Below are 20,453 nucleotides of genomic sequence, written 5' to 3'. Positions count from 1 at the left end.
GTCTGGGCGCTCGGGTAGAACGGGTCCCGTCGTTTTTAGGCGTTGAGCACCGTACCGTCGATATGGAGCGCCAACAGTACATCGCGCTGTTCCTCGCCGCCCTGATGTTGTTCTCGACCGTCGCGTACGTCCTCTCCGCGGTCTGATCGGCCTCCCGAGGCCGCGCGGGAGTCAGTCGACGTCCCAGACGTCCGCCATCGGACTCCGTCGCTCGGTGTCGTCGGCGTCGCCGTCGCCGCTCGCGCCGCCGGCGGGGTCGCTCGACGGTCGCTCGCCACCGCCGCCCAAGCGTCGGCCGCGACCGCCCGCCCCACCCTCGGTTCGAGTGGACGTCCCGCCACCGACGGGGGTCGGGGAACCGGGGGAGACGTTCGCGGTGGCGGCGTCAGCGTCGAGCGCGGGGAGGTCGGGGGTCGTCATGCGATCGACCTGTTCGCGGAACCACGGCGGCATGTCGGTGCGTGCGCGCTCGAAGACGTCGAGGATCGAGTCGTCGGCGACGTACGTCGCGCCGTGGTCGTCCGGCGCGCGGACGACGCGGCCCGCCGCCTGAATGACCGTGCGGAGCGCGCTGCGGAAGTACCACGCCCACTGGCCCTCTTCGAGGCGGCGCGCGACGCGCGAGTCGTTCGTGTTGAGGAACGGCGCCTTGCAGAGCAGTTGCCAGCGCGCGAAGTCGCCCTCCAAGTCGAGGGCCTCCTCCATCTTCACCGAGAGGAACGCCTCGGGTTCCGAGCTGGCCTTCCACGCCTCCAAGTCGGCGTCGCGGGTGTCGCTGCCGTGCGCGCGGACCCGATCCGACACGCCGAGCGAGGCGAGTTCGTCGACGAGGGCGTCCTGTATCGCGTAGGAGTGACAGTGGACGATTCCCTTCTCGTCGGGGTGCGCGGCCATGATCCGCGCGAGGGTGCGCGCGACCTTCGGGAGGGTGTCGTCGCGCTCCTCGTAGGTCATCTTCCCCCGAGTCACGTCGTAGAGGGGGCGGTTCTCGACGGGGAAGGTGTGCTCGACGTCGACGAGCGCGACGGTCGCGGGGTCGAGGCCGACGGCGCGGCAGAACGACTCCTTATCGAGGATGGTCGCGGAGAGGAGCGCGAAGCGGTTCGCGCGGTCCCAGACGGTGTGACGGAGGTACCGGGCGGGGTTCATCGGCTTCGCGGTGATGGTGCCGTCGTCGGCCTGATCGACGACCCACGTCGTCGCGGACTCGGGGTCGCGGTAGTCCTCCGCGAACCACGACGCCTCGCTGATGAGCTCCTGCAGTCGGTCGCGCTCGGCGGCCTCCTCGGCGTCGAGTTCGTCCGCGCCGAGCAGTTCGTCCTTGCGGGACTCGCAGGTCGAGACGAGGGCGTCGGTGAAGCGCGCGGCCGCCTCCGCGCCGTCGACGTCGGGGACGCGGAGGTCGTCCCAGAGGGGGACGGTCCGCGGACCGAGTTCGACCGTCGCGTACATCTCCGCCCACTCGGCTAAGCCGTGGGCCTCGTCGATGACGCAGACGTCGCGTTTGCGGAACACCTCGCTCCCGGCCGTCCGCATGAAGTACGCGAGCGTCATCGCGGCGTGCGAGCGCGCGGAGGCGACGGCGCGCGCCGAGAAGTACGGACAGCGGTGTTTGACCGCGCAGTCGTAGCCGCGTTCGCGGGCGCACGGCGCGCGGTCGACCGGCGTCCCCTCCTCGTCCGAGAGGATGCAGGTGTAGTTGTTCTTCCCGCGGATGACCTTGAGATCGTCGAGCAGGTCGTCGTCCGCGACGTCGTCGAGTTGCGAGACCTGCGGCGTCGTGTAGTACGCGCCCGTTGCCTGATGCGGATCGGCCTCGTCGACGGTCCGCGCGCACCCCATGATCGCGCGGGCGATGAGCGACTTCCCGGACCCGGTGGGCGCGCGCACGAGGACGACGTCGTTGCCCGCCGCGAAGGCGTCGCGGACGTCCGCGAGCGCGCGTTCCTGCGCGCCCCGGTAGGCGGGCGCGGGGAACTCGTCGTGGATGCGCACCGGGTTCACTGCGTGTTCGTGACGCCGTCGCGCGTCTTAACCCCCGCGCTCGGCGAGACGGTGGCGGGCGCGGCGGGCGTCACTCCGGGGTGAGCGCGTCGACGTCCGCGCGCGTCGGGTCCTCCGGGAGGGCCTCGATACAGTCGAAACAGAGGAAGAACTTGCTCCCGTCGTCGAGTTCGAGCGTCAGTCCCCCCGGACCGGCCTTCTCCAGCGAACCGAAGTCCCAGAAGTCCCCGACGCCACCGGGGACTTCGACGCGCGCCTCGCAGGCGTCGCAGCGTCGCTTGCTCATGGCGTCGTTCGGGGCGCCGGCCCCTTCGCCCTGTCGGGGAGAAGGCTTTCCGTCCGGTGACGCCAACGGCCACGGCATGGAGGTGAACTGCGAGGGGTGTGCGGGGTGTTGCATCGACTGGCGCCCGCTCGCCGACGCCCCCGGGGACCGCGAGCATCGCGGGGCGCGTCCCGCGCTCGACGACACGTACAACCTCGTCCCGCTGACCCGCGAGGACGTCCGCGCGTTCGTCGGCGCCGGCTACGGCGACGCGCTGACGCCGCGGCTCTGGACGCCCGCCCCGGGGGACGACCGCGTGACGGTGGACGGCCACGAGCTCGCCGCGATCGGCGACCGACCGGTCTTCTTCGTCGGCCTGCGAAAGCCGCCGAAGCCCGTCGCGCCGTTCGACGGCGACGCGCGCTGGCTCCCGTCGTGTGCGTTCCTCGATCCCGAGACCCTGCAGTGTCGGATTCACGAGACGGATCTCTATCCCACGGAGTGTGGCGACTACCCGGGGCACAACCTCGCGCTGGACGCCGAGACGGAGTGCGAACGCGTCGAGGACGCCTTCGGGGGCGAGCGCCTCGTCGGCGGCGAGCCCCCGGCGGACGCGGGCGTCCTGCTCGGGCCGCAGGCGCTCGGCGAGAAGGTGTTCTGCTATCCGGACCCCGACGAGCTGACGGGCGCGGTCGAGCGCCTGCGCGCGGGCGAGTTGACGCGGGCGGAGCGCGCGCGTTTTGTCGGCGTCGCGGCGGCGAGCGCGCCCGGGACGGCCGCGATCGCCCCGGAGAAGCGCGAGACCTACGAAGAGCGCGCCGCGGGGGCGGATTCGTGGGTCGGGCAGGCGGCCGCGGAGTGGGCAAATCGGAGGGAGGAGGGCGAGGCGGGCGGGGACGACGCGGAACCGGGACTGGCCGGGGCGATCGAGGGGGCGCGCGGCGCGCCGCCGACGCCCGGGTGGGACGACGTTTAAGCGGGTGACGTGCGACGGGACAGTATGCGCGTGCTCGTGACCGGCGCGACCGGCTTCATCGGGGGACACCTCGTCCCGGAACTCGTCGAGGCGGGCCACGACGTCCGCGCCCTCGTCCGTGACCCGGAGCGGTACGATCCGCCGGCGGGGGTGGAGGTCGTCGTCGGCGATCTGCTCGATCCGGCTAGCCTCGACGGCGTCTTCGAGGGGTGTGACGCCGCGTACTACCTCGTCCACTCGATGGGGGCGGGCGACGCGTTCGCGGAGCGCGACCGGACGGCCGCGCGGAACTTCGCGCACGCGGCGTCCGGTGGGGACGCCGCGGAACGAACGAACGCCGCGGGCGCGAGCGACGCGGCCGGCGTGTCACGCGTCGTCTACCTCAGCGGGCTCGGCGCGGACGGCGACGACCTGAGCGCACACCTGCGCTCGCGCCGCGAGGTGGAGGGCGTCCTCCGCGAGGCCGACTTCGACCTCACCACGCTGCGCGCCGCGATCGTCGTCGGGGCGGGATCGACGGGGTTCGACGTCGTCCATCAGCTGGCGAAGCGCCTGCCGGTGATGGTGACGCCGAAGTGGGTGCGGACGCCCTGCCAACCGATCGCGATCGGGGACGTCGTCGCGTATCTCGTCGGCGTCCTCGACGCGCCCGCGACCGCGGACGGCACCTACGAGATCGGCGGCCCGGAGGTACTCACGTACGAGGCGATGCTCGAACGCACCGCGTCGCTCATGGGCCGACGCCTCCGCGTGATCCCGATACCGGTGCTCACGCCGACGCTCTCGGCGTACTGGATCGATCTCGTGACGGACGCGCCCAGGTCGGTCGTCCGGCCGCTCGTGCGCGGCCTGAAGAACCCGGTCGTCGCGGACGACGGGGCGATCCGCGAGCACGTCCCCGTCCCGCTGACGCCGTTCGACGAGGCGGTGCGCGACGCCCTGCTCGCGTACGGGGAGACGCCCGCGACGCACGGCGGAGACACGGGCGGGCGCCGCGATGCGTGACGTCGACTACGGGCGGGCGTGGACGTACGAGAGCATCGTCGGCGCGATCCCGGGCGTCGACGTTCCGGACCGGGTCGCGCTCGCCGTCCAGTTCGCGCTCTTCGAGGGCGCGGTGCTCGCGCTCGCCGGCGTAAGCGACCTGTGGACCGCGATGCCGGCGGCGACGGCGGCGGTGATCGTCGCCACGGCGGGGAGCGCGCTCATGCTCGACCTCGGGCGCCGCCTCCGCCGCGCGGACCTCCCGGACGCCTACACGCACGTCGTCTTCGGGTCGAGCGTGGAGACCGTGCTGGGCGTGGTCGCGTACGTCACCCTGCTGACGTACCTGTTCGTCGTCGACCCGCGCGACGGGACGGCGCTCGTCACGACGCTGCTCGGGCACCCACCGTCGGCGCCCGCGACGTTCCTGGCGCTCCTCGTGTGCTGGGACGTCTGCTATCGCATCGGCGTCGGCTGGTGGGCGGCCGTGACGGCGCTCTGGCGGACGCTGGCCTTCGACCTCGACCAGCACGCGCGGCGCGCGGTCGCGGCCGCGGACAGACGGACGGCGGCGTTCGGGCTCCTGCAACTCCTCCTCGTCCCGTTCGTGACGCCCGCGCCGCTGTTGGTGGTCGCGGTCGTCGGGCACGTGGTGGCGGTGCTCGCCGTGCTCGGGGTCGCGTCGATGGTCCGGTGACGTCGGGGAAAAAGAGTCAGTTCTCTTTCATCCGCTTGAACTGATCGAGCAACGCCTCGGCGGAATCGCCCGCGTCGTACGTGATCGAGCCGTGGTACTCGATTCGGTCGTCGTCCTCGCTGAGGTCGACGTCGGCATTCTTTCGTTCGCGGCGCTCGTGTTCGTCTTCGTCGTATGATCCGATGGACATGGTACCGATACCCGTGTGTACCTTTCGCATTGTAAAGAGGGTATCGGAGGGCGGCAAAAATCCCGGGTCCGCTCAGAACGAGACCGGATCGGGGCCGTCGACGCCCATCGGGGTCGGATCGCGATCGGAGTAGCCGACGCGGCCGACCGCGTCCTGCCCGACTGCGCCGTACACCGCGTGGATCGCGGCCGTCGCGTCGGCGAACTCGTCGTCACCCGTTCGTTCGAGGACCTCGCCGAGACGTTCCTCGCCCGTGGGGTGTTCGATGCGCACCTCTCCGTACGCCGCGCGCAGGTCGTCGATAGTCGCCGGATAGGTTGCGTCTTCGAGCAGGTCGGTCGCCGTTCGGAGCGTCATTACGACCATATCTATTGGGGACGATCATTATGAATTTGGTGGGTGACGTGTTACCACGGCGTGTGGAGTACGTTCTTGCCGCGTTCGACCGTAGGATCGGTGTGCCCTACGCCGACCTCCACGTCCACACGACGGCCTCCGACGGGTCGATGGCGCTCGCCGACGTACCCGCCGCGGCCGAGCGCGCCGGCGTCTCCGCCGTCGCCGTCACCGATCACGACACCGTCCATCCGGCCCTCCCCGCACCGCTGACCGAGCGCGGCGGCGTCGAGATCGTCCGCGGAATCGAGTTGCGCGTCGAGACGCCCGCGGAACGCGTCGACCTCCTCGGCTACGGCGTCCGCGAGACGTCCGCGCTCCGGGGAGAGCTCGAACGCCTCGGACGCGACCGGATCGAGCGCGGCCGGCGGATCGTCGAGAACGTCGAGGCGGAGCTGGGGATCGACCTCGCGCTCGACGTCGGATCGGGCTTCGGTCGCCCGCACGTCGCGCGCGCCGTCGTCGCCCACCCCGACACCTCCTACGACGAGGTCGGGCCGGTGTTCGCCGACCTCATCGGCGAGGACGCGCCGTGCTACGTCGCCCGCGACGTCCCGTCGTTCGAGCGCGGCCGCGACCTCCTCGCCGACGCCTGCGGGGCCGTCGGGCTCGCCCACCCGCTCCGGTACGCCGACCCGGACGCCGCGCTCGCGCGCTGTGCGTCGCTCGACGCCGTCGAGCTCCACTACCCGTACGACCGGCCGGTCGGACGTGACGCCGCCGACCACGCGGACGGTCACGCGCGGGTCCGACGGGCCGTCGAGGAACACGACCTGCTCGCGCTCGGCGGGAGCGACGCGCACGACGACGCGCTCGGCGTCGACGGCATCGACAGCGGCGAATACCACCGTCTCCGCCGCCGTATCCCGGGGTGAGGCGGCCACGGGCTTAAGGTGCTACGGCACCGAGGTACGCGCATGCGCTGTCACTACTGTGACCGGAGCGCCGACGTCTCCGTCGATAAGTCCGGTGTGCGCGTCGCTCTCTGCGAGGAGCACTTCCAGGAGCGCCTGGACGAGCTCGCGGACTCGGAGGCGCTCTCACAGCTCCGCGAGCAGCTCGACATCGACCGGGCGTGACGCCGCCCGGCGAGACCCGCGACGAGGGGAGAGTCCGTCGATCCCGCCGCGGACGGTAGCGACGACGCGAGAGTCCGTTCCCGAGCGCCACCCACGAGCGGCGACGCGCTCGCCGTCCGGAGCGCTCCCCACCGCTCCCCCCGGCGTTCGTCTTCGTTCACGCGCGTGACCCGGCGTCGCCGTTCGTCCGGACCGAGTCACCGCTGGCGCTCAGGCTCGCGAGTCGTCCCTCCCCGCTCCCCTCCCGCGCGTTCACCGAGGCGTTCACGCGCGTGTGCTATCCACGTCGATCGCGTCCACCGGACAGACGTCGACACAGAGCATGCAATCGATACACTGCGTCTCGTTGGCGGGGTCGGCCTTCTTCTCGCTCGTCGGGTGGCCGGGCGTCTCCACCCACTCGAAGACGTCCACCGGACAGTCCTCGACGCAGACGCCGTCGGCGTCGCAGATGTCGAAGTCGACGGCGACGTGCGTACCGTGGATCCCCAGCTGCTCAGGCTCCTCCACGGGCCCCCAGACGTCGTGGCCCTGGTGGTCGTCCACGACCTCCCGGTTCTGGTCGAAGTTCGGGTCGATAGCCATACCGGAACGGTGTCGCCGCGCGCGTTTAAACGACCGGGACGGGACCGCGAAAGCGGGCCGTCGGGCCGGCAGTTTTGAGGCGTCGGGGCCCCAGAGATCGACCATGCACACCGTCTCGCTCGACGACCAGCGCAGTCGGATGGGTCCCGCCTCGACGATCTACGCGCTCACGGACGCCCTCGGCGCGTCCGACCTCGCGCTCAACTACTACGAGGTCGCCCCCGGCGAATCGACCGCGTACGGCTATCACAGCCACGCCGCCCAGGAGGAGGTCTTCTACGTCCAGTCGGGCGAGCTCACCTTCCGGACCGCGGACGACGACGTCACCGTCGGGGCGGGCGAGCTCGTCCGCTTCGGCCGCGGGGAGTTCCAGCGCTCGCGCAACACCGGCGCGGAGAGCGCCGTCGTCCTCGCCATGGGCGCGCCACAGGACGCCGGCGAGACCGTCACGCGCCGCGAGTGCGACGAGTGCGGCGGGGAGACCGTTCAGGGGGTCGAGCTCGCCGATGAGGGCGACGAGGTGCTCGTCCGCTGTCAGGCCTGCGGCGAGGTCACGGGGCGATACGAATGACGCGCGTCGACGACGAATCGACGCGGAATGAACGAACGGCGACCGGAAGCCGTGAGTCGCGCGTCGACGGCCGAGGAGAGAGCGAGCAGGCAGGGAGAGGTCGCCGCGAGCCGCGCGCCGACGGCGGCGAGACGGACCACCCGCCGCGGCTCGTCTACGACGACGACTGCGGCTTCTGCACGTGGTGCGTCGAACGCGCGCTCGACCGGGGCGACTTCGAGCCCGTCGGCTTCTCCGAGCTCTCGCCCGATCAGCGCGCGCGCCTCCCTGAAGAGTACGAGACATCGGCCCACCTCCTCACGGACGACGCCGTCTACTCCGCGGGCGAGGCCGTCGAGCAGACCCTCGTCCGACTCTACCCCGAGCTGGAGCCGCTCGTCGAGGAGCTGCGCGCGTTCGAGACCTATCGCGAGCTCCGCGAGGGGCTCTACCGGTGGGGCGCGGATCGGCGGAGCTGGTGGGGGAAGATCGTCCGTGCCTGTCCGCCGGCGCGCCGGCCGGGGGACCGAACAGAGTGAGCGCCGTCAGTCCGCGGCGGGGGGCGCGTCGCGGGCGGCGAGTTCGCAGAAGTTGTCGAAGAGCCGCTTGGCCTCGCAGGCCGCCCGGTACTGCTCGGCGTCGATCCCCGCGAGCACGGTGGCCTTACGGTCGTCGGCGAGGTCGTCCTTGCGCTCGGTGACGCGTTCTGCAGTACGGGTGTCGTACTCGGGGTGGAACTGGACGCCGTAGGCGTTCCCGCGGCGAAAGGCGTGGACGCCGTACTCGTTCTCCGCGAGCAGGTCCGCGCCCGGCGGGAGATCGGTCACGGCGTCCGAGTGCGTCGTGAACACCGTGAACTCGGTGTCGATGCCGTCGAAGAGCGGATCGCTCCCGTCGTGAGTGACCTCGCGATAGCCGATCTCGTACTCGTCCATCCCCTCGACGGTGCCGCCGAGCGCCTCGGCGACGAGCTGATGGCCGAAGCAGACGCCGAGGACGGGGAGCCCGCGCTCGTCGGCGCCCGCGACCCACTCGCGGGTCGGCGCGATCCATTCCTGCTCGTCGTCCCAATACACGGACGAACGCGAGCCCGTGACGATCGCGGCGTCGAAGTCGTACGAGTCGGGGAGTTCCCCGCCGGCGGCGTGAAACTCGACGAGGTCGGCGTCGACGTCCCGCCGGAAGTTCCGCGCGGTGTCCGCCGGGTCGTGGGCGGCGTTCAGGAGCGCGACGCGGAGCGACTGCATGGTGCTGTGAAACGTTCCTAGCCCGAAAAGCGTTGTCGCTGGTCGGGGTTTCGCCGCGATCGCGGACGCCGGTTCGCGGCCGCGAGCGCCGTCTCAGGCCCCTGCGGCGTCGCGGAGGATGCCGGGCGCGGATTCGAGCGCGTCGTCGAGCGCCTCGGCGTCGGGTCCGCCGCCCTGCGCGAAGTCGGCGGGACCGCCGCCGCCGCCGCCCACGAGGGAGGCGAGTTCGCCGACGACCCGCCCGGCGTTCACCGGCGCGCCGTCGGGGACGCCGACGACGAACTGCGCGCCGTCCGCGCCGCCCCCGACGACCGCGATCTTGCCGTCGTCGACGAGCGCGTTCGCCGTCGCGCGCAGTTCGTCCATGTCCGCGTCCACGCGCTGGATCACGGCCGTCCACTCGCCGATCTCGATCTCCTCGCCGCCGCCACCGCCCGACGCGCGGGCCTCGGCGAGCTGTTCTTTCAGTTCCTCGATCCGCTTGCCGCGCTCCTTCCACTCCGTGAAGAAGCGCGCGGCGGTCTCGGGCACCTCGGGTGGCGCGACGTCGAACGTCTCGGCGGTCTCGCGGAGGTAGTCCTCCTGCGTCTGGTCGTGTTGGAGCGCGGCGATCCCGGCCGCGAACGTGATCCGCTCGACGCCGTCCTGGATGCGCTCGGTGTTCAGGATCCGGATCGAGCCGATGTCGCCGGTGCGCTTGACGTGCGTCCCCGCACACGCCTGCACGTCCTCGGCGACGTGGATCAGCCGGATGGTCTCGCCGGGCGGGATCCCGCCCTGATAGAGGTCGAAGCCGTGTTCCGATTCGGCCTCGTTGCGGTGGGGCCACTCCTGTTCGACGACCGTGTTGTCCGTCACGATCTCGTTCGCCACGCGCTCGATCGCCTTCACCTCGTCGCGCGAGAGCCGATCGTAGTGGCTGATGTCGATCCGCGAGGAGTCGGTCCCCTTCTGCGCGCCCGCCTGCCGGACGTGCGAGCCGAGCACCTCGCGGGCCGCGTGTCCGATCACGTGCGTCGCCGTGTGGTGTTGCATCAGCCGCCGCCGCCGGCTCATGTCGATCTGGCCGCGGACGAACTCCCCCTTCCCCGGGTCCTCGTCCGTCCGGTGGAGGACGACGCCGTCGCGCATCTGCACGTCCGACACCTGAACGGTCATATCGTCCGTCGAGAGCGTCCCGTGGTCGGCCGGCTGACCGCCGCCCTCCGGGTAGAACATCGTCTGATCGAGGACGACGTCGTACGCCGGGCCGCCGTCCTCGCCCTCGCCGTCGCGCTCGAAGACGTCGAGCACGACGGCCTCGAACTCCGCGCGGTACTGATCGTCGTAGTAGAGTTCCTCCGTGTCCGGGAGGTCGCCGAGGCGGGCGTCCGTCTCCTCGGTCTCGTCGAAGGCGTCGCCCGAGTCGTGGCGGGAGGCGACGAGCGAGTAGAAGTCGTCGGGCTCGTCGACGCGCGCGCCGACGTCCTCCGCGATCTCCGTCACCATGTCCGGCTGGAGGCCGTGGCTGTCGTAGAACTCGACGAGCTGGCTCGCCGGGATCGGCTCGCCGCGCTCCGCGTACTCCTCCGCGAGCTGCTCGACCTTCCGGGAGCCGCGCTCTAAGGTCTCCTCGTACTTACGGACCTCCGAGCGGACGATGTCGCGGATCGTCTCCCGGTTCTCGTAGTCGAGGCGCTTGGCCTGCCGATCCACGAGGTCGTCGAGTGCAACGTCCGCGTCGAGGCCGTCGATCAGGCGTGCCGTGCGGCGCAACACCATCCGCGCGAGGTAGCCCGTCCCGACGTTCGAGGGCACGATGCCGTCACCGAACATGTAGGCCAGCGTTCGGACGTGGTCCGCGATCGCGTAGATGTCCTCCAGCGGGCGCATCAGCTCGTGGAGGCGCGCGGGCTCGACGCCGAGTTTGTCCGCGATGTTGTCGCGCGCCGCGTCCATGTCCTCCACCTCGTCGATGTCGAGGTGGCCGGCGAGCTTCGCCGCGCGGTGGATGAGCTCCTCTTCCTCCTCGCCGTGGTCGATCGCCGCCGCGTCCTTCAGGTAGGCGATCGTGTCCGGGTAGACCGCCTCGTAGACGGTCGGCGTCCCCTGCGAGACCCACGTCCACCGTTCGAGGCCGTACCCCGTGTCCACGATGTACGTGTCCATCGGCGAGTACGTGTTCCCGTCCTTCATCTCGTACTCGCCGTCGGGGTCCTCGCTCATCGACATGAAGACGAGCGTTCCCAGCTCCGCGCCCTTGTAGATGACCTCGAAGGCCGGGCCGGCGTTCCCGCCGCCGACCCACGGATCCTCGATGTACGTGATCTCCTCGGGGTCCGCGCCCATGTCGACGAAGAACTCGTCGCAGTACGCGACCGTCTCCTCCTTCCAGTAGACCTCGCCCTCGTAGGCGTACTCGTCGTCGACGTCCTCGCGGGCGTTGAACGCCGTATGCGACATCATCTCGAACGCCATCGTGTGCCGACCCGTCCGGCCGACGTTGTCGATGTCCTGCATCCGGATGCAGGGCTGGCTGATGCACAGCGGGTTCGCCGGCGGCGGGGTCTCACCCGACGTGACGAGCGGTTGGAAGTCGTAGATGGAGGCCTGCGTCAGGAGGACGTCGTCGCGCCACCGGTTCGCCGCGACCGGGTACGGGTCGATCCGTTCGTGATCGTGCGCCTCGAAAAAGGAGAGGAAGCGCTCGCGCATCTCGCCGAGCTCGTACGCCTCGTCGAAGCCCGGGTCGTCGATGAACCCGTACTCCTCGCAGGGCGGCTCCCCGCACGTCTCCCGGTCCGGATCGCGGGTCCAGAAGTGCGCCCCGCACTCCGTACACTGCCCGCGACGGAACCCCTCCTCCTCGAAATAGTCGAGGCGGTACTCCGCTTCGAGGTCGCTCATTGCCTCTTTCTGACCGACCGAACGGCAAAACGCTTCCGCACTAAGCCCTCACGCCTCCGGCGCTCGTGGTTCGAGAGAGCTTCGCTCTCTCGTCATCGCGAACGACGGCGTCGCCGTCGTTCGAACGACGCTCAGTGTTCCGCCGGGTCCGCCGGTCCCGTCCGAGCCGCGAAGCCGTCCGACCGTAGCGCGGGGCGCGGACGGGCGGCCCGCCGCCACCGCCGCGTTGTCGTCCCCTCTCCGCCACGTCACCGCGACGGACGCCGTCACGCCACGCCACCGTATCGCCCTCGCACAGCCGCTATCGCCGGCCATTCACGTGCCCCGCCGAGTCCCCCGCGCTTTTGCGCCGCGCGCGCCTTCACACGCGTATGGCCCGAATGATCGACGGGGAGTGGCGATACGACGTCGAGCAGATACAGAGCGACGAGTCGGGGGAGTTCGAGCGCGACACCACGTCCTTCCGGGACTGGATCGCCGGAACGCGACGCGGCCCCGACGACGTCGTGACGGACGGTCCCGAACCCGAGGCGGGACGCTACCACCTCTACGTCTCCTACGCCTGCCCGTGGGCGCATCGCACGCTCTTCACGCGGGCCGTGAAGGGACTGGAGGACGCGATCAGCGTCGACGTCGTCGATCCGGTGCGAAAGGACGAGGGCTGGGAGTTCACCTCCGAGAAGGAGGGGTGCACCGCGGAGTCCCAGTACGGCCACGACTACCTCCGCGAGATCTACGCCGAGGCCGACGAGGGCTACACGGGACGCGTCACGGTGCCCGTCCTCTGGGACACGGAAGAGGAGACCATCGTGAACAACGAATCCGAGGAGATCATGCGGATGCTCGACACCGGCTTCGACGCGTACGCCGAGAACGACGTCGAACTCTACCCCGAGGGCTACCGGGCGGAGATCGACGACGTCATCGACGCCATCTACCCGGTGATCAACAACGGGGTCTATCGCGCCGGCTTCGCGAAATCGCAGGGGGCCTACGACGACGCCGTCGCGGACCTCTTCGACGCGCTCGACACGTGGAACGAACGCCTCGCCGACCAGCGCTACGCCGCCGGCGACCGACTCACGCTCGCCGACGTGGCGATGTTCACGACGCTCTACCGGTTCGACGAGGTGTACCACACCCACTTCAAGTGCAACCGCCGACAGATCGCGGAGTACGAACACCTCTGGGGCTACCTCCGCGAGCTCTGCCAGCTCTCGGGCGTCGAGGCGACGCTCCACATGGACCACGTGAAGAACCACTACTACCGGAGCCACCCGGACGTCAACCCCTCGAACCTCGTCCCGGTGGGTCCCGATCCGGACTTCTTCGCGCCGCACGGCCGCGACGACCTCCCGGGCGGGCCGCCCGCCGACCTCGCGTAGGCGACTCGGTGCGACCCGCACGGGTCGCATTCGTCGTACGGGCGACCCCAGAGTCGCCCGTACGGACACGCGGGACCTCCGGTCCCGCATGGCTCCCCGTTCGGTAGTTCGGGGGCGCCTGCGGAGCCGCGTCATCCCTCGCGTCTCGCTCCGTTCGCGCTCGGCGTTCCCGCGAACCCTCGCCGCGCTCGGCGCCGCGTTATTCGCTCTCCAGCGCCACCGACGCCAACAGCGCCTCCAACTGCACCTGTTCGTTCGCGCCCTCGGCGATCCGGTAGTCCGCCTCGCCGATGCGGTCCATGAGGCGCACGGCCTGTCTCTCGGCTAGATCGAACTCCCAGACGGAGCGGTGCAGTTGGTCGATGATATCGCCGCCGGCGAGACCGCGCTCCGTCAGGAGGTCGTCGAGGGTGGCGCGCGCGGCGACGAACTCGCCGTCGATGGCCTCCGTCACCATCTCCTCGATCTCCTCGGGACGGGCGGTGCTCGTGATCGCGTAGACGGTCTCCTCCGTCACCGCCTCGCCCGTGGCGGCGGCGGCCTGCAGGGCGTTGATCGCGCGTCGCATATCGCCGTCAGCCGCGTAGACGAGCGCGTCGACGCCGTCCTCGGTGTAGTCGACACCCTCCGCCTCCGCGACGTGCCGGACGCGCTCCGCGACGGCGTCGTCCTTGAGGCCCGCGAAGCGGAAGACCGCACAGCGGGACTGGATGGGGTCGATGATCTGCGAGGAGTAGTTACAGGAGAGGACGAACCGGACGTTGTTGGAGAACTGCTCCATCGTGCGCCGGAGCGCGCTCTGGGCGTCGCTCGTGAGCGCGTCGGCCTCGTCGAGGAAGATCACGCGGTAGTCGTAGCCGCCGAAGGAGGCGCGCGCGAAGTTCTTGATCCGATCGCGCACGACGTCGATCCCGCGCTCGTCGGAGGCGTTCAGTTCGAGGAAGTTCTCCCGCCAGTCGTCGCCGTAGAGCTCGCGCGCGATGGCGGTCGCCGCAGTGGTCTTGCCCGTGCCCGCCGGGCCGGCGAAGAGGAGGTTCGGGAGGTCGTCCTCCGCGACGTAGCTCCGCAACCGCGAGACGACGTCCTCGTGGCCGACGATGTCGTCGAGCGTCTCCGGCCGGTACTTCTCGACCCAGATGTCCTGTCGCCCCGCGTCTGCCATGTCGGTTCGAAGACGCCCGCGTCCCATAAGCGCCGCGAAGCGCCGAACGGGGGACGTCGACGGGGCGGCGAGCGGGCGTCACCGGGCGCGACGGTGGGCGGCGGACGACACGCTGATACGCGCCGGCGTCCACGCACACGTATGCGCGTCACCGTCGAAGTCGTCGGGGAGGACGTCCACGAGTTCGACGTCGAGGGGGCGTCTTACGCGGATCTCTTGGAGCGCGTGGACCTCAGCCCCCACGAGGTGTCGGTGATGGTCGACGGCCGCCCCGTTCCGGAGGACCAACCGGTGGAGAGCGAGCACGTGACCGTCCTCCGGCTCGTCCAGGGTGGCTGAACGCGACGTCGCGGTCCGCGCGGCGCGATCCGACGAGCACGTCGCCGTGCGACGCGTGCTCGACGCCGCGGTGCTCGCCGTCGACGACGCCCTGCTCGACCGCGAGCTCGACGGCGACGGGGACGGGGTGTTGGTCGCCGTGAGCGACGACCGAGTGATCGGCGCGCTCGTCGCCGACACCGCGGGCGCACGGCCCGGCGGGACGAACGGGCGGGGAGACGACGGCGACACCACGGGAGGCGCGGCGGCTCGGAACGAAGACGCGGCGGACGGCGACCGGTCGGGCGCGCACGTCGCCGCGATCGCCGTGCGGCGTCGCCGTCGGGCGCAGGGGATCGGCACCGCGTTGATCGCGGCCGCGGCCGAGCGCTGGCGGCCGCTCAGCGCCGACTTCGACGCGGACGTCCGGCCGTTCTACGAGGCGCTGGGGTTCGAGATCGCGGCGATCGACGAGGGGCGCTTTCGCGGGCGCCTACGCTAACTACACCAGCGGTTCGACGAGGTCGCGCCCGGCGTCGAGGAGCTCGCGGACGCGCGCCTCGCTGTCGGCCTCGGCGTACACGCGCATCTTCGGTTCCGTCCCCGAGGGACGGACGAGCACCCAGGAGTCGTCGACGAGGCGGACCTTGAAGCCGTCCGCGTCGTTCACGCCGGCGACGTCGACGCCCGCGACGGCGTCGGGGAGCGAGTCGGCGAGGTCGCGCACGACGGCGGCCTTCCGGTCGTCGGGACAGCGCACCGAGGTCTTCGACTGGACGACGTTCCCGTACGCCTCGCGGAGTCTGGCGACGCGATCGTCGTAGGACTCCTCGGCGGCCGCGGCGGCGGCGAGGAGCGCCATGAGGACGCCGTCCTTCTCGCGCACGTGGCCGCGGACGCAGAAGCCGCCGGACTCCTCACCGCCCATCAGGGCGTCGCGCTGTTTCATCTCCTCCGCGATCCACTTGAAGCCGACCGCGGTCTCGTAGACGGTCTCGCCGTGCGCCTCCGCGACGCGGTCGACGAGCGAACTCGTCGAGACGGTGCGGACGGCGGGCCCGGACCGGTCGTCGAGGAGGTAGTCGTACGTCGCGGCGAAAAAGCTGTTCTCGTCGAGGAAGCCGCGCTCGGGCGTGACGACCGCGATCCGGTCGGCGTCGCCGTCGTTGGCGATCCCGAGGTCCGCGTCGTGCTCTTGGACGGCGAGCGCGAGCGCCTGGAGGTTCGCCTCGTCGGGCTCCGGGGGCGTCCCGCCGAAGTCGTCGTCGCGCTCGCAGCGGTGGCGCTCGACGGTCGCGCCCGCGGCTTCGAGGAGGCGGTCCGTGACGCCGCGGCCGCTCCCGTGCATCGCGTCGTAGATCACGTCCAAGCCGTCGAGGTCGGCGTCCACGAGGGCCCGGCAGTGCTCGGCGTGCGGCGTCACGAGATCGACCTCGGTGATCTCGCCGCGCTCGGCGTCGGGGTCCGCCTCCGGCGGTCGGAGGTGGGCCTCGATGGCCTCGGTGACGTGCGGGAGGGCGGGCGCACCGTCGGCCGGGATGAACTTCACGCCGTTGTACTCCGGGGGGTTGTGCGACGCCGTCACGACGAGCGCGCCCGCGAGGTCGCGCTCGACGATGGCGTGCGCGACGAGCGGCGTCGGGCAGTCGCGCTCGGGGAGGAGGACGTCGTGGCCGTTCGCGGCGAGGACGTCGGCGATCTCCTCGGCGAACTCGCGGGAGGTGGGGCGGGCGTCGTAGCCGACGGCGACCGTCCCGTCCGCGTGTCCGGCGTCCGCGAGGTGATCGGCGGTCGCCTGCGCGACCGCGCGGACCCGCGGCGTCGTGAACACGTCGAGCGTCGCACGCCAGCCGTCCGTGCCGAACGCGATAGCGTCGTCCATGGGTCGTACTCCCGCCGCCGCCGGCAAAACGACTGCGGTCGGATCGACCGGAGGCTTACTCGTCGTCCTCGGTCGACGTCGCTTCGAGTTCCTTCTCGCCGCGGTAGATGTCCGCGCCGTCCTGCACGACCTTCTCGGCGAGCACCGCGCACTTGATCCGCATCGGCGTCACCTCGACTCCAAGGAGGTCGAGCACGTCGTCGCGGTCGAGCTCGTCGATCTCGTCGAGCGTCATCCCGGGGAGCTCCTGAGAGAGCAGGCTCGCCGAGGCCTGACTGATCGCGCAGCCGTCGCCGTGGAAGGCGACGTTCTCGACCGTCTCCCCGTCGTCGGCGAGCTGGACGTCGAACTCGATCTCGTCGCCGCAGGAGGGGTTGAACCCCTCGTGGCTGAACGTCGGCTCGTCGAGTTCCCCGTGGTTCCGGGGGTTCCGGTAGTGGTCGAGGATCTGCTGTCGGTACATATCCGAACCCATGCTCATGATGACCGTACGTACGGACGTACGGCGGAAAAACGTTCCGTCGCCGGCGTTCTCGGGCGGTACGGGACGCGACGGGCCGGCGGCCGCGGGTGACGATCGCGGCGGGCGGCTGACGACGGACGGTGGTGGGCGCATCACGGCGTCACGCTCGCCCCACCGCGCTTTACCCCGTGGGACACGCACGAGTCGCGCATGGGCTATCGGGACCGGCTCGCGCGGACCCTCCTCGACGAGTCGTGGGCGTACGGCTACACGCTCACGATCTGGGGCGCGGGAGCGTTCCTCATCGCCGAGTTCGGCGTCCCGACGCACCTCGACGTCCTCGGCTACGTCACGGGATCGCTGGTCGGCTTCGCCGCGCTCACGTGGTACGGCTTCGGTGGCTTCCTCGTGCGCGTCGAGCGCGACAGCCGCGACGTCCGCTCGGCCGTCGAGATGGTACACCTCTTCGCCACGTTCTGCAATCTGCTCGGCGCGCTCGCCGCGATCAGGCTCGTGGACGCGTTCCCCGTTCCCGAACCGGTCGTCTTCAGCGCCGTCGGCTGCTGGGCGACCGTCGGCTACAGCCTCCTGTTGCTCGTCGAGGAGTACGTCGGCGAGCGCTGGATCGACGGGGACGCGACGCAGTCAGAGGGGAACGACGGCGGTAAAAAGTGATTACTCCTCGGTGGCGCGGTCCGTGAGCGTCTCGTAGGCGCTCTTCGCGCCGGCGCTCGTCTCGCCGAGGAAGGCCCCCGCGAGCGCGCCGAGCGCGCCGCCCGTGCTCGCCGCGTTCCGACTGACCAGTCCGCCGATACCGGCACCGAGCGCCGCTCCGACCGCCGCGTACTTGGCGCGGTTGACGGCGCGCGTGATCTTGTCCTTCACGGTACGACGTAATCCGCGAGGCGGCATAAAGGTCGGGGTCGAACGAGCGCCACCGGGGCGCGAGCCGCCGGCTCAGTGGAAGATGTCGATGGCTCCCTCGACGCCCTCGATCAGGGTGTCGACCTCGTCGCGGGTGTTGTAGAGGTAGAAGGAAGCGCGGATGCTCGCGGGGACGCCGAGGGTGTCGTGGAGCGGCTGGGTGCAGTGATCGCCGGCCCGGACGGCGACGCCATAGTCGTTGAGGATGCTGGAGAGGTCGTGGGCGTGGATGCCCTCGACGTTGAACGCGACGAGACCGCCGCGACGGTCCGCGGGCGGGCCGTAGATCTCCACGCCGTCGAGCTTCGAGAGCTCGTCGTAGGCGTACTCCGTGACGTACTCCTCGTGAGCCCGGATGTTCTCGAGGCCCACGTCGTCGACGTAGTCGGCGGCCTCGGCGAACGCGATGCCCTCGGAGATACTCGGCGTGCCGGCCTCGAACTTCCACGGGAGGTCGTTCCACGTCGCGTCGTCGTAGGTGACCTTCTTGATCATCTCGCCCCCGAAGAGGTAGGGATCCATCGCGTCGAGGAGGTGGCGTTTCCCGTAGAGCGCGCCGATGCCGGTCGGGCCGGCCATCTTGTGCCCGCTGAAGGCGTAGAAGTCGGCGTCGATGGCCTCGACGTCCACGGGGCGGTTGGGGACGGCCTGCGCGCCGTCGACGAATATCAGCGCGTCCTGCTCGTGAGCCATCTCGGCGAGGTCCCCCACGGGGTTGATGGCCCCGAGGACGTTCGAGGCGTGGACGACGGAGACCATCGCCGTGTCGTCGTCGATGAGGTCGCCCGCGGCGTCCATGTCGAGCGTGCCGTCCTCGGTGATCGGGATGTACTCGACCGTCGCGCCCGTCTTCTTGGCGATCTGCTGCCACGTGACGAGCGAGGCGTGGTGTTCCATCTCGGTGAGGACGACCGTATCGCCCTCGCCGAGTTCGTTCAGCCCCCACGCGTAGGCGACGAGGTTGAACGCCTCCGTCGTGTTCTTCGTGAAGACGATCTCCTCGCGTGCGCCCGACGCGCCGACGAGCTCGGCGATCCGATCGTGGGCCTCCTCGTACGCGATCGAGGCCTCCTGACTCAGCTGGTGGATCCCCCGATGGACGTTCGAGTTGTACTCGTAGTAGTAGTCGGTGATGGAGTCGACGACCCGCGTGGGCGTCTGGGTCGTCGCGGCGTTATCGAAGTAGACGAGCGGCACGCCGTCGGCGACCTCGCGCTCCAGAATCGGGAAGTCCGCGCGGAGCGCCTCGACGTCGAGCGGGCTCTGTTCCTGCGTCCCCATGTTGAGCGTACTAGCGCGTGAGAACGTTTGGTAGCTTCGGAACCGCGAGCGGTTGCCGTCGTCGGCGACGAACCTACAGCCGGAGGTACTGGGCGTGCGGGACGCCGCCGAGGTCGACGACGTTCGCTTCCGCGACGTAGCCGGCGTCGATGGCGGTCGTGACGGCGATATCGCCCACGAGGTTGGCGACGCTCGCGCGCCCGAGGCTCGCCGCGAGGGCGTCGGCGTCCGTCTCGCTGTCGGCGTCGCCGTAGAAGGACGGCTCGACGGTGACGGAGACGGTGCCGTTGTCGTACGTCTCGCCGACGATCGCCGCGTCCGCGGCGGCGACGAGGAGACCGCGGTCGGTGTTGCGCTCGGTGAGCCGGACGCTCATTCGCGCTGTCGTTCCTGATCCACGAGGCGTTCCTCCTGGCGTTCGCGGATCTCCTCGGCGTGTTCGACGACGTCCGTCGCCTCCTCCTCGCGCCCGAGCTCGTCGAGCGCGCGGGCCTTCTCCTCGTAGACATCGGCCTGTTTGAAGCCGAGGCGGATCGCGTTATCGAGGGCGTCGAGGGCCTGCTCGTGGCGGCCCTGCTCGTTCTCCATGAAGCCGAGGTTGTACCAGCCGTGCGGGAGGCGCTTGTCCTTTCGGACGGCGTCCTCGGCGTGCTGGTAGGCCTCCTCGGTCTTCCCGTACTCCCAGAGGGCGTACGCGAGGTTCGTCTGCGCCTCGGCGGCGAACGGGCCGTCCTCGTCGATGTAGAGCGCCTCCCGGTGGGCGCTCGCGGCGGCGTCCCACTCCTCGAGTTCGGCGTGCGCGACGCCCTGATTCACCCGCGCCTCCTGCTCGTCCGTCTCGTCGTCGGCGAAGCGGGCGGCGCGCTCGAAGGCGTCGACGGCCTCCTCGAAGCGATTGATGCCCATGTAGCTCAGCCCGACGTCGATGAGCGCGTCGGCGTCGACGCGGTCGGCGGCGATGTTCGCGTCGTCGAGCAGGTCGACGAGAACGCGGTCGTCAACGGGGTCGACCTCGGTCGGGTCGACGTCGAGTTCCGGCGGGTCGAGATCGAACCCCTCGTAGGGGTCGTCGAAGCCCTGCCCCTCGGAGAAGCGGTGATCCGCGCCCTCGCGTGGCTCGCGGTCGGTCATGGTCCCGTTTAGCGGCCCGCGGGGTTAAGGGCTACGCCGTGCGAGAGG

25 protein-coding genes are annotated in these 20,453 nt (G+C 70.5%); 11 read left to right on the top strand and 14 right to left on the bottom strand.

Annotated features, from left to right (window positions below; translation table 11 throughout):
• Window positions 1-171: 171 nt before the first annotated feature.
• Together J2754_RS02190 and J2754_RS02185 are read right to left on the bottom strand one after the other, a co-directional pair.
• The gene (locus J2754_RS02190) at window positions 172-2,004 is read right to left on the bottom strand and encodes a helicase C-terminal domain-containing protein (protein ID WP_211086559.1); all 1,833 of its coding nucleotides are present in this window, start codon (window positions 2,002-2,004) and stop codon (window positions 172-174) included.
• A 70-nt stretch (window positions 2,005-2,074) separates the two neighbouring features.
• Window positions 2,075-2,290, bottom strand: a complete 216-nt coding sequence (locus J2754_RS02185; protein WP_188877411.1) for a DUF7561 family protein — start codon at window positions 2,288-2,290, stop codon at window positions 2,075-2,077.
• A 76-nt stretch (window positions 2,291-2,366) separates the two neighbouring features.
• Here J2754_RS02185 and J2754_RS02180 point away from each other — a divergent pair, with 76 nt between their 5' ends.
• The 3 genes from J2754_RS02180 to J2754_RS02170 are packed head-to-tail and all read left to right on the top strand — an operon-like array spanning window position 2,367 to window position 4,926.
• Window positions 2,367-3,245 carry a YkgJ family cysteine cluster protein gene (locus tag J2754_RS02180; protein WP_211086558.1) on the top strand — a complete coding sequence of 293 codons (879 nt, stop codon included), beginning with the start codon at window positions 2,367-2,369 and terminating at the stop codon, window positions 3,243-3,245.
• A gap of 24 nt (window positions 3,246-3,269) precedes the next feature.
• Window positions 3,270-4,250, top strand: coding sequence for an NAD(P)H-binding protein (locus tag J2754_RS02175; RefSeq protein ID WP_188877409.1), 981 nt, complete (start codon window positions 3,270-3,272; stop codon window positions 4,248-4,250).
• A complete protein-coding gene (locus J2754_RS02170) occupies window positions 4,243-4,926 on the top strand; it encodes a DUF7530 family protein (RefSeq protein ID WP_211086557.1) in 684 nt (227 codons plus the stop codon). The genes J2754_RS02175 and J2754_RS02170 overlap by 8 nt, the downstream gene beginning before the upstream one ends.
• A 16-nt stretch (window positions 4,927-4,942) precedes the next feature.
• On the opposite strand, the gene J2754_RS02165 is transcribed toward J2754_RS02170, so the two are convergent.
• The gene (locus tag J2754_RS02165; protein ID WP_188877407.1) at window positions 4,943-5,116 is read right to left on the bottom strand and encodes a DUF5786 family protein; all 174 of its coding nucleotides are present in this window, start codon (window positions 5,114-5,116) and stop codon (window positions 4,943-4,945) included.
• Window positions 5,117-5,188: 72 nt separating this feature from the next.
• Window positions 5,189-5,473 (bottom strand): DUF5789 family protein, encoded by a 285-nt coding sequence (locus J2754_RS02160; RefSeq protein ID WP_188877406.1) that lies wholly within the window; start codon window positions 5,471-5,473, stop codon window positions 5,189-5,191.
• A 101-nt stretch (window positions 5,474-5,574) separates the two neighbouring features.
• Between J2754_RS02160 and J2754_RS02155 the strand changes: the two genes are divergently transcribed.
• Complete coding sequence (locus tag J2754_RS02155) at window positions 5,575-6,387, top strand: PHP domain-containing protein (protein WP_188877405.1); 813 nt, start codon at window positions 5,575-5,577, stop codon at window positions 6,385-6,387.
• 42 nt (window positions 6,388-6,429) lie between these two features.
• A complete protein-coding gene (locus J2754_RS02150) occupies window positions 6,430-6,591 on the top strand; it encodes a DUF6757 family protein (RefSeq protein WP_188877404.1) in 162 nt (53 codons plus the stop codon).
• Window positions 6,592-6,855: 264 nt separating this feature from the next.
• On the opposite strand, the gene J2754_RS02145 is transcribed toward J2754_RS02150, so the two are convergent.
• Window positions 6,856-7,176 carry a 4Fe-4S dicluster domain-containing protein gene (locus J2754_RS02145; protein ID WP_188877402.1) on the bottom strand — a complete coding sequence of 107 codons (321 nt, stop codon included), beginning with the start codon at window positions 7,174-7,176 and terminating at the stop codon, window positions 6,856-6,858.
• A gap of 103 nt (window positions 7,177-7,279) precedes the next feature.
• On the opposite strand from J2754_RS02145, the gene J2754_RS02140 reads away from it, so the two are divergent.
• Together J2754_RS02140 and J2754_RS02135 are read left to right on the top strand one after the other, a co-directional pair.
• Complete coding sequence (locus J2754_RS02140) at window positions 7,280-7,747, top strand: cupin domain-containing protein (protein WP_188877400.1); 468 nt, start codon at window positions 7,280-7,282, stop codon at window positions 7,745-7,747.
• Entirely contained in the window at window positions 7,744-8,265 is a 522-nt protein-coding gene (locus J2754_RS02135) for a DCC1-like thiol-disulfide oxidoreductase family protein (protein ID WP_211086556.1), read from the top strand. The genes J2754_RS02140 and J2754_RS02135 overlap by 4 nt, the downstream gene beginning before the upstream one ends.
• 6 nt (window positions 8,266-8,271) lie before the next feature.
• Here the strand turns inward: J2754_RS02135 and J2754_RS02130 are convergent, their stop codons facing one another.
• Together J2754_RS02130 and alaS are read right to left on the bottom strand one after the other, a co-directional pair.
• Window positions 8,272-8,973 (bottom strand): type 1 glutamine amidotransferase, encoded by a 702-nt coding sequence (locus tag J2754_RS02130; RefSeq protein ID WP_211086555.1) that lies wholly within the window; start codon window positions 8,971-8,973, stop codon window positions 8,272-8,274.
• Between the two features lie 93 nt (window positions 8,974-9,066).
• Window positions 9,067-11,859: an alanine--tRNA ligase gene (alaS, locus tag J2754_RS02125; protein WP_211086554.1), complete on the bottom strand. Its 2,793-nt coding sequence runs from the start codon at window positions 11,857-11,859 to the stop codon at window positions 9,067-9,069.
• Window positions 11,860-12,230: 371 nt separating this feature from the next.
• On the opposite strand from alaS, the gene J2754_RS02120 reads away from it, so the two are divergent.
• Entirely contained in the window at window positions 12,231-13,244 is a 1,014-nt protein-coding gene (locus tag J2754_RS02120) for a glutathione S-transferase family protein (protein ID WP_188877395.1), read from the top strand.
• A gap of 199 nt (window positions 13,245-13,443) precedes the next feature.
• Here J2754_RS02120 and J2754_RS02115 read toward each other — a convergent pair whose 3' ends face one another.
• Window positions 13,444-14,406 (bottom strand): replication factor C small subunit, encoded by a 963-nt coding sequence (locus J2754_RS02115; protein WP_188877394.1) that lies wholly within the window; start codon window positions 14,404-14,406, stop codon window positions 13,444-13,446.
• A gap of 141 nt (window positions 14,407-14,547) precedes the next feature.
• Between J2754_RS02115 and samp2 the strand changes: the two genes are divergently transcribed.
• Both samp2 and J2754_RS02105 read left to right on the top strand, forming a co-directional pair.
• A complete protein-coding gene (gene samp2 / locus J2754_RS02110; protein ID WP_188877393.1) occupies window positions 14,548-14,745 on the top strand; it encodes a ubiquitin-like small modifier protein SAMP2 in 198 nt (65 codons plus the stop codon).
• Window positions 14,738-15,226, top strand: a complete 489-nt coding sequence (locus J2754_RS02105) for a GNAT family N-acetyltransferase (RefSeq protein WP_229772792.1) — start codon at window positions 14,738-14,740, stop codon at window positions 15,224-15,226. The genes samp2 and J2754_RS02105 overlap by 8 nt, the downstream gene beginning before the upstream one ends.
• On the opposite strand, the gene J2754_RS02100 is transcribed toward J2754_RS02105, so the two are convergent.
• A complete protein-coding gene (locus J2754_RS02100; protein ID WP_188877392.1) occupies window positions 15,227-16,606 on the bottom strand; it encodes a phosphoglucomutase/phosphomannomutase family protein in 1,380 nt (459 codons plus the stop codon).
• Window positions 16,607-16,661: 55 nt separating this feature from the next.
• Window positions 16,662-17,087, bottom strand: a complete 426-nt coding sequence (locus J2754_RS02095; RefSeq protein WP_188877390.1) for an iron-sulfur cluster assembly scaffold protein — start codon at window positions 17,085-17,087, stop codon at window positions 16,662-16,664.
• Window positions 17,088-17,279: 192 nt separating this feature from the next.
• Here J2754_RS02095 and J2754_RS02090 point away from each other — a divergent pair, with 192 nt between their 5' ends.
• Entirely contained in the window at window positions 17,280-17,744 is a 465-nt protein-coding gene (locus J2754_RS02090; protein WP_188877388.1) for a hypothetical protein, read from the top strand.
• On the opposite strand, the gene J2754_RS02085 is transcribed toward J2754_RS02090, so the two are convergent.
• The 4 genes from J2754_RS02085 to J2754_RS02070 form a co-directional block, all read right to left on the bottom strand.
• Window positions 17,745-17,954 (bottom strand): hypothetical protein, encoded by a 210-nt coding sequence (locus J2754_RS02085; RefSeq protein WP_188877387.1) that lies wholly within the window; start codon window positions 17,952-17,954, stop codon window positions 17,745-17,747.
• A gap of 72 nt (window positions 17,955-18,026) precedes the next feature.
• Window positions 18,027-19,274 (bottom strand): aminotransferase class V-fold PLP-dependent enzyme, encoded by a 1,248-nt coding sequence (locus J2754_RS02080; RefSeq protein WP_188877386.1) that lies wholly within the window; start codon window positions 19,272-19,274, stop codon window positions 18,027-18,029.
• A 73-nt stretch (window positions 19,275-19,347) separates the two neighbouring features.
• Window positions 19,348-19,650: a DUF424 domain-containing protein gene (locus J2754_RS02075; RefSeq protein WP_211086553.1), complete on the bottom strand. Its 303-nt coding sequence runs from the start codon at window positions 19,648-19,650 to the stop codon at window positions 19,348-19,350.
• Window positions 19,647-20,405, bottom strand: coding sequence for a tetratricopeptide repeat protein (locus J2754_RS02070; RefSeq protein ID WP_188877384.1), 759 nt, complete (start codon window positions 20,403-20,405; stop codon window positions 19,647-19,649). Before J2754_RS02070 ends, J2754_RS02075 begins: the two co-directional genes overlap by 4 nt.
• Between the last annotated feature and the right edge of the window lie 48 nt (window positions 20,406-20,453).

The sequence above is a fragment of the Halarchaeum nitratireducens genome (genome assembly GCF_017874695.1).
Classification (GTDB): domain Archaea; phylum Halobacteriota; class Halobacteria; order Halobacteriales; family Halobacteriaceae; genus Halarchaeum; species Halarchaeum nitratireducens.
The sequence above is the reverse complement of the archived record's forward strand: the minus strand, read 5'-3'. Positions and strand labels throughout refer to the sequence as shown.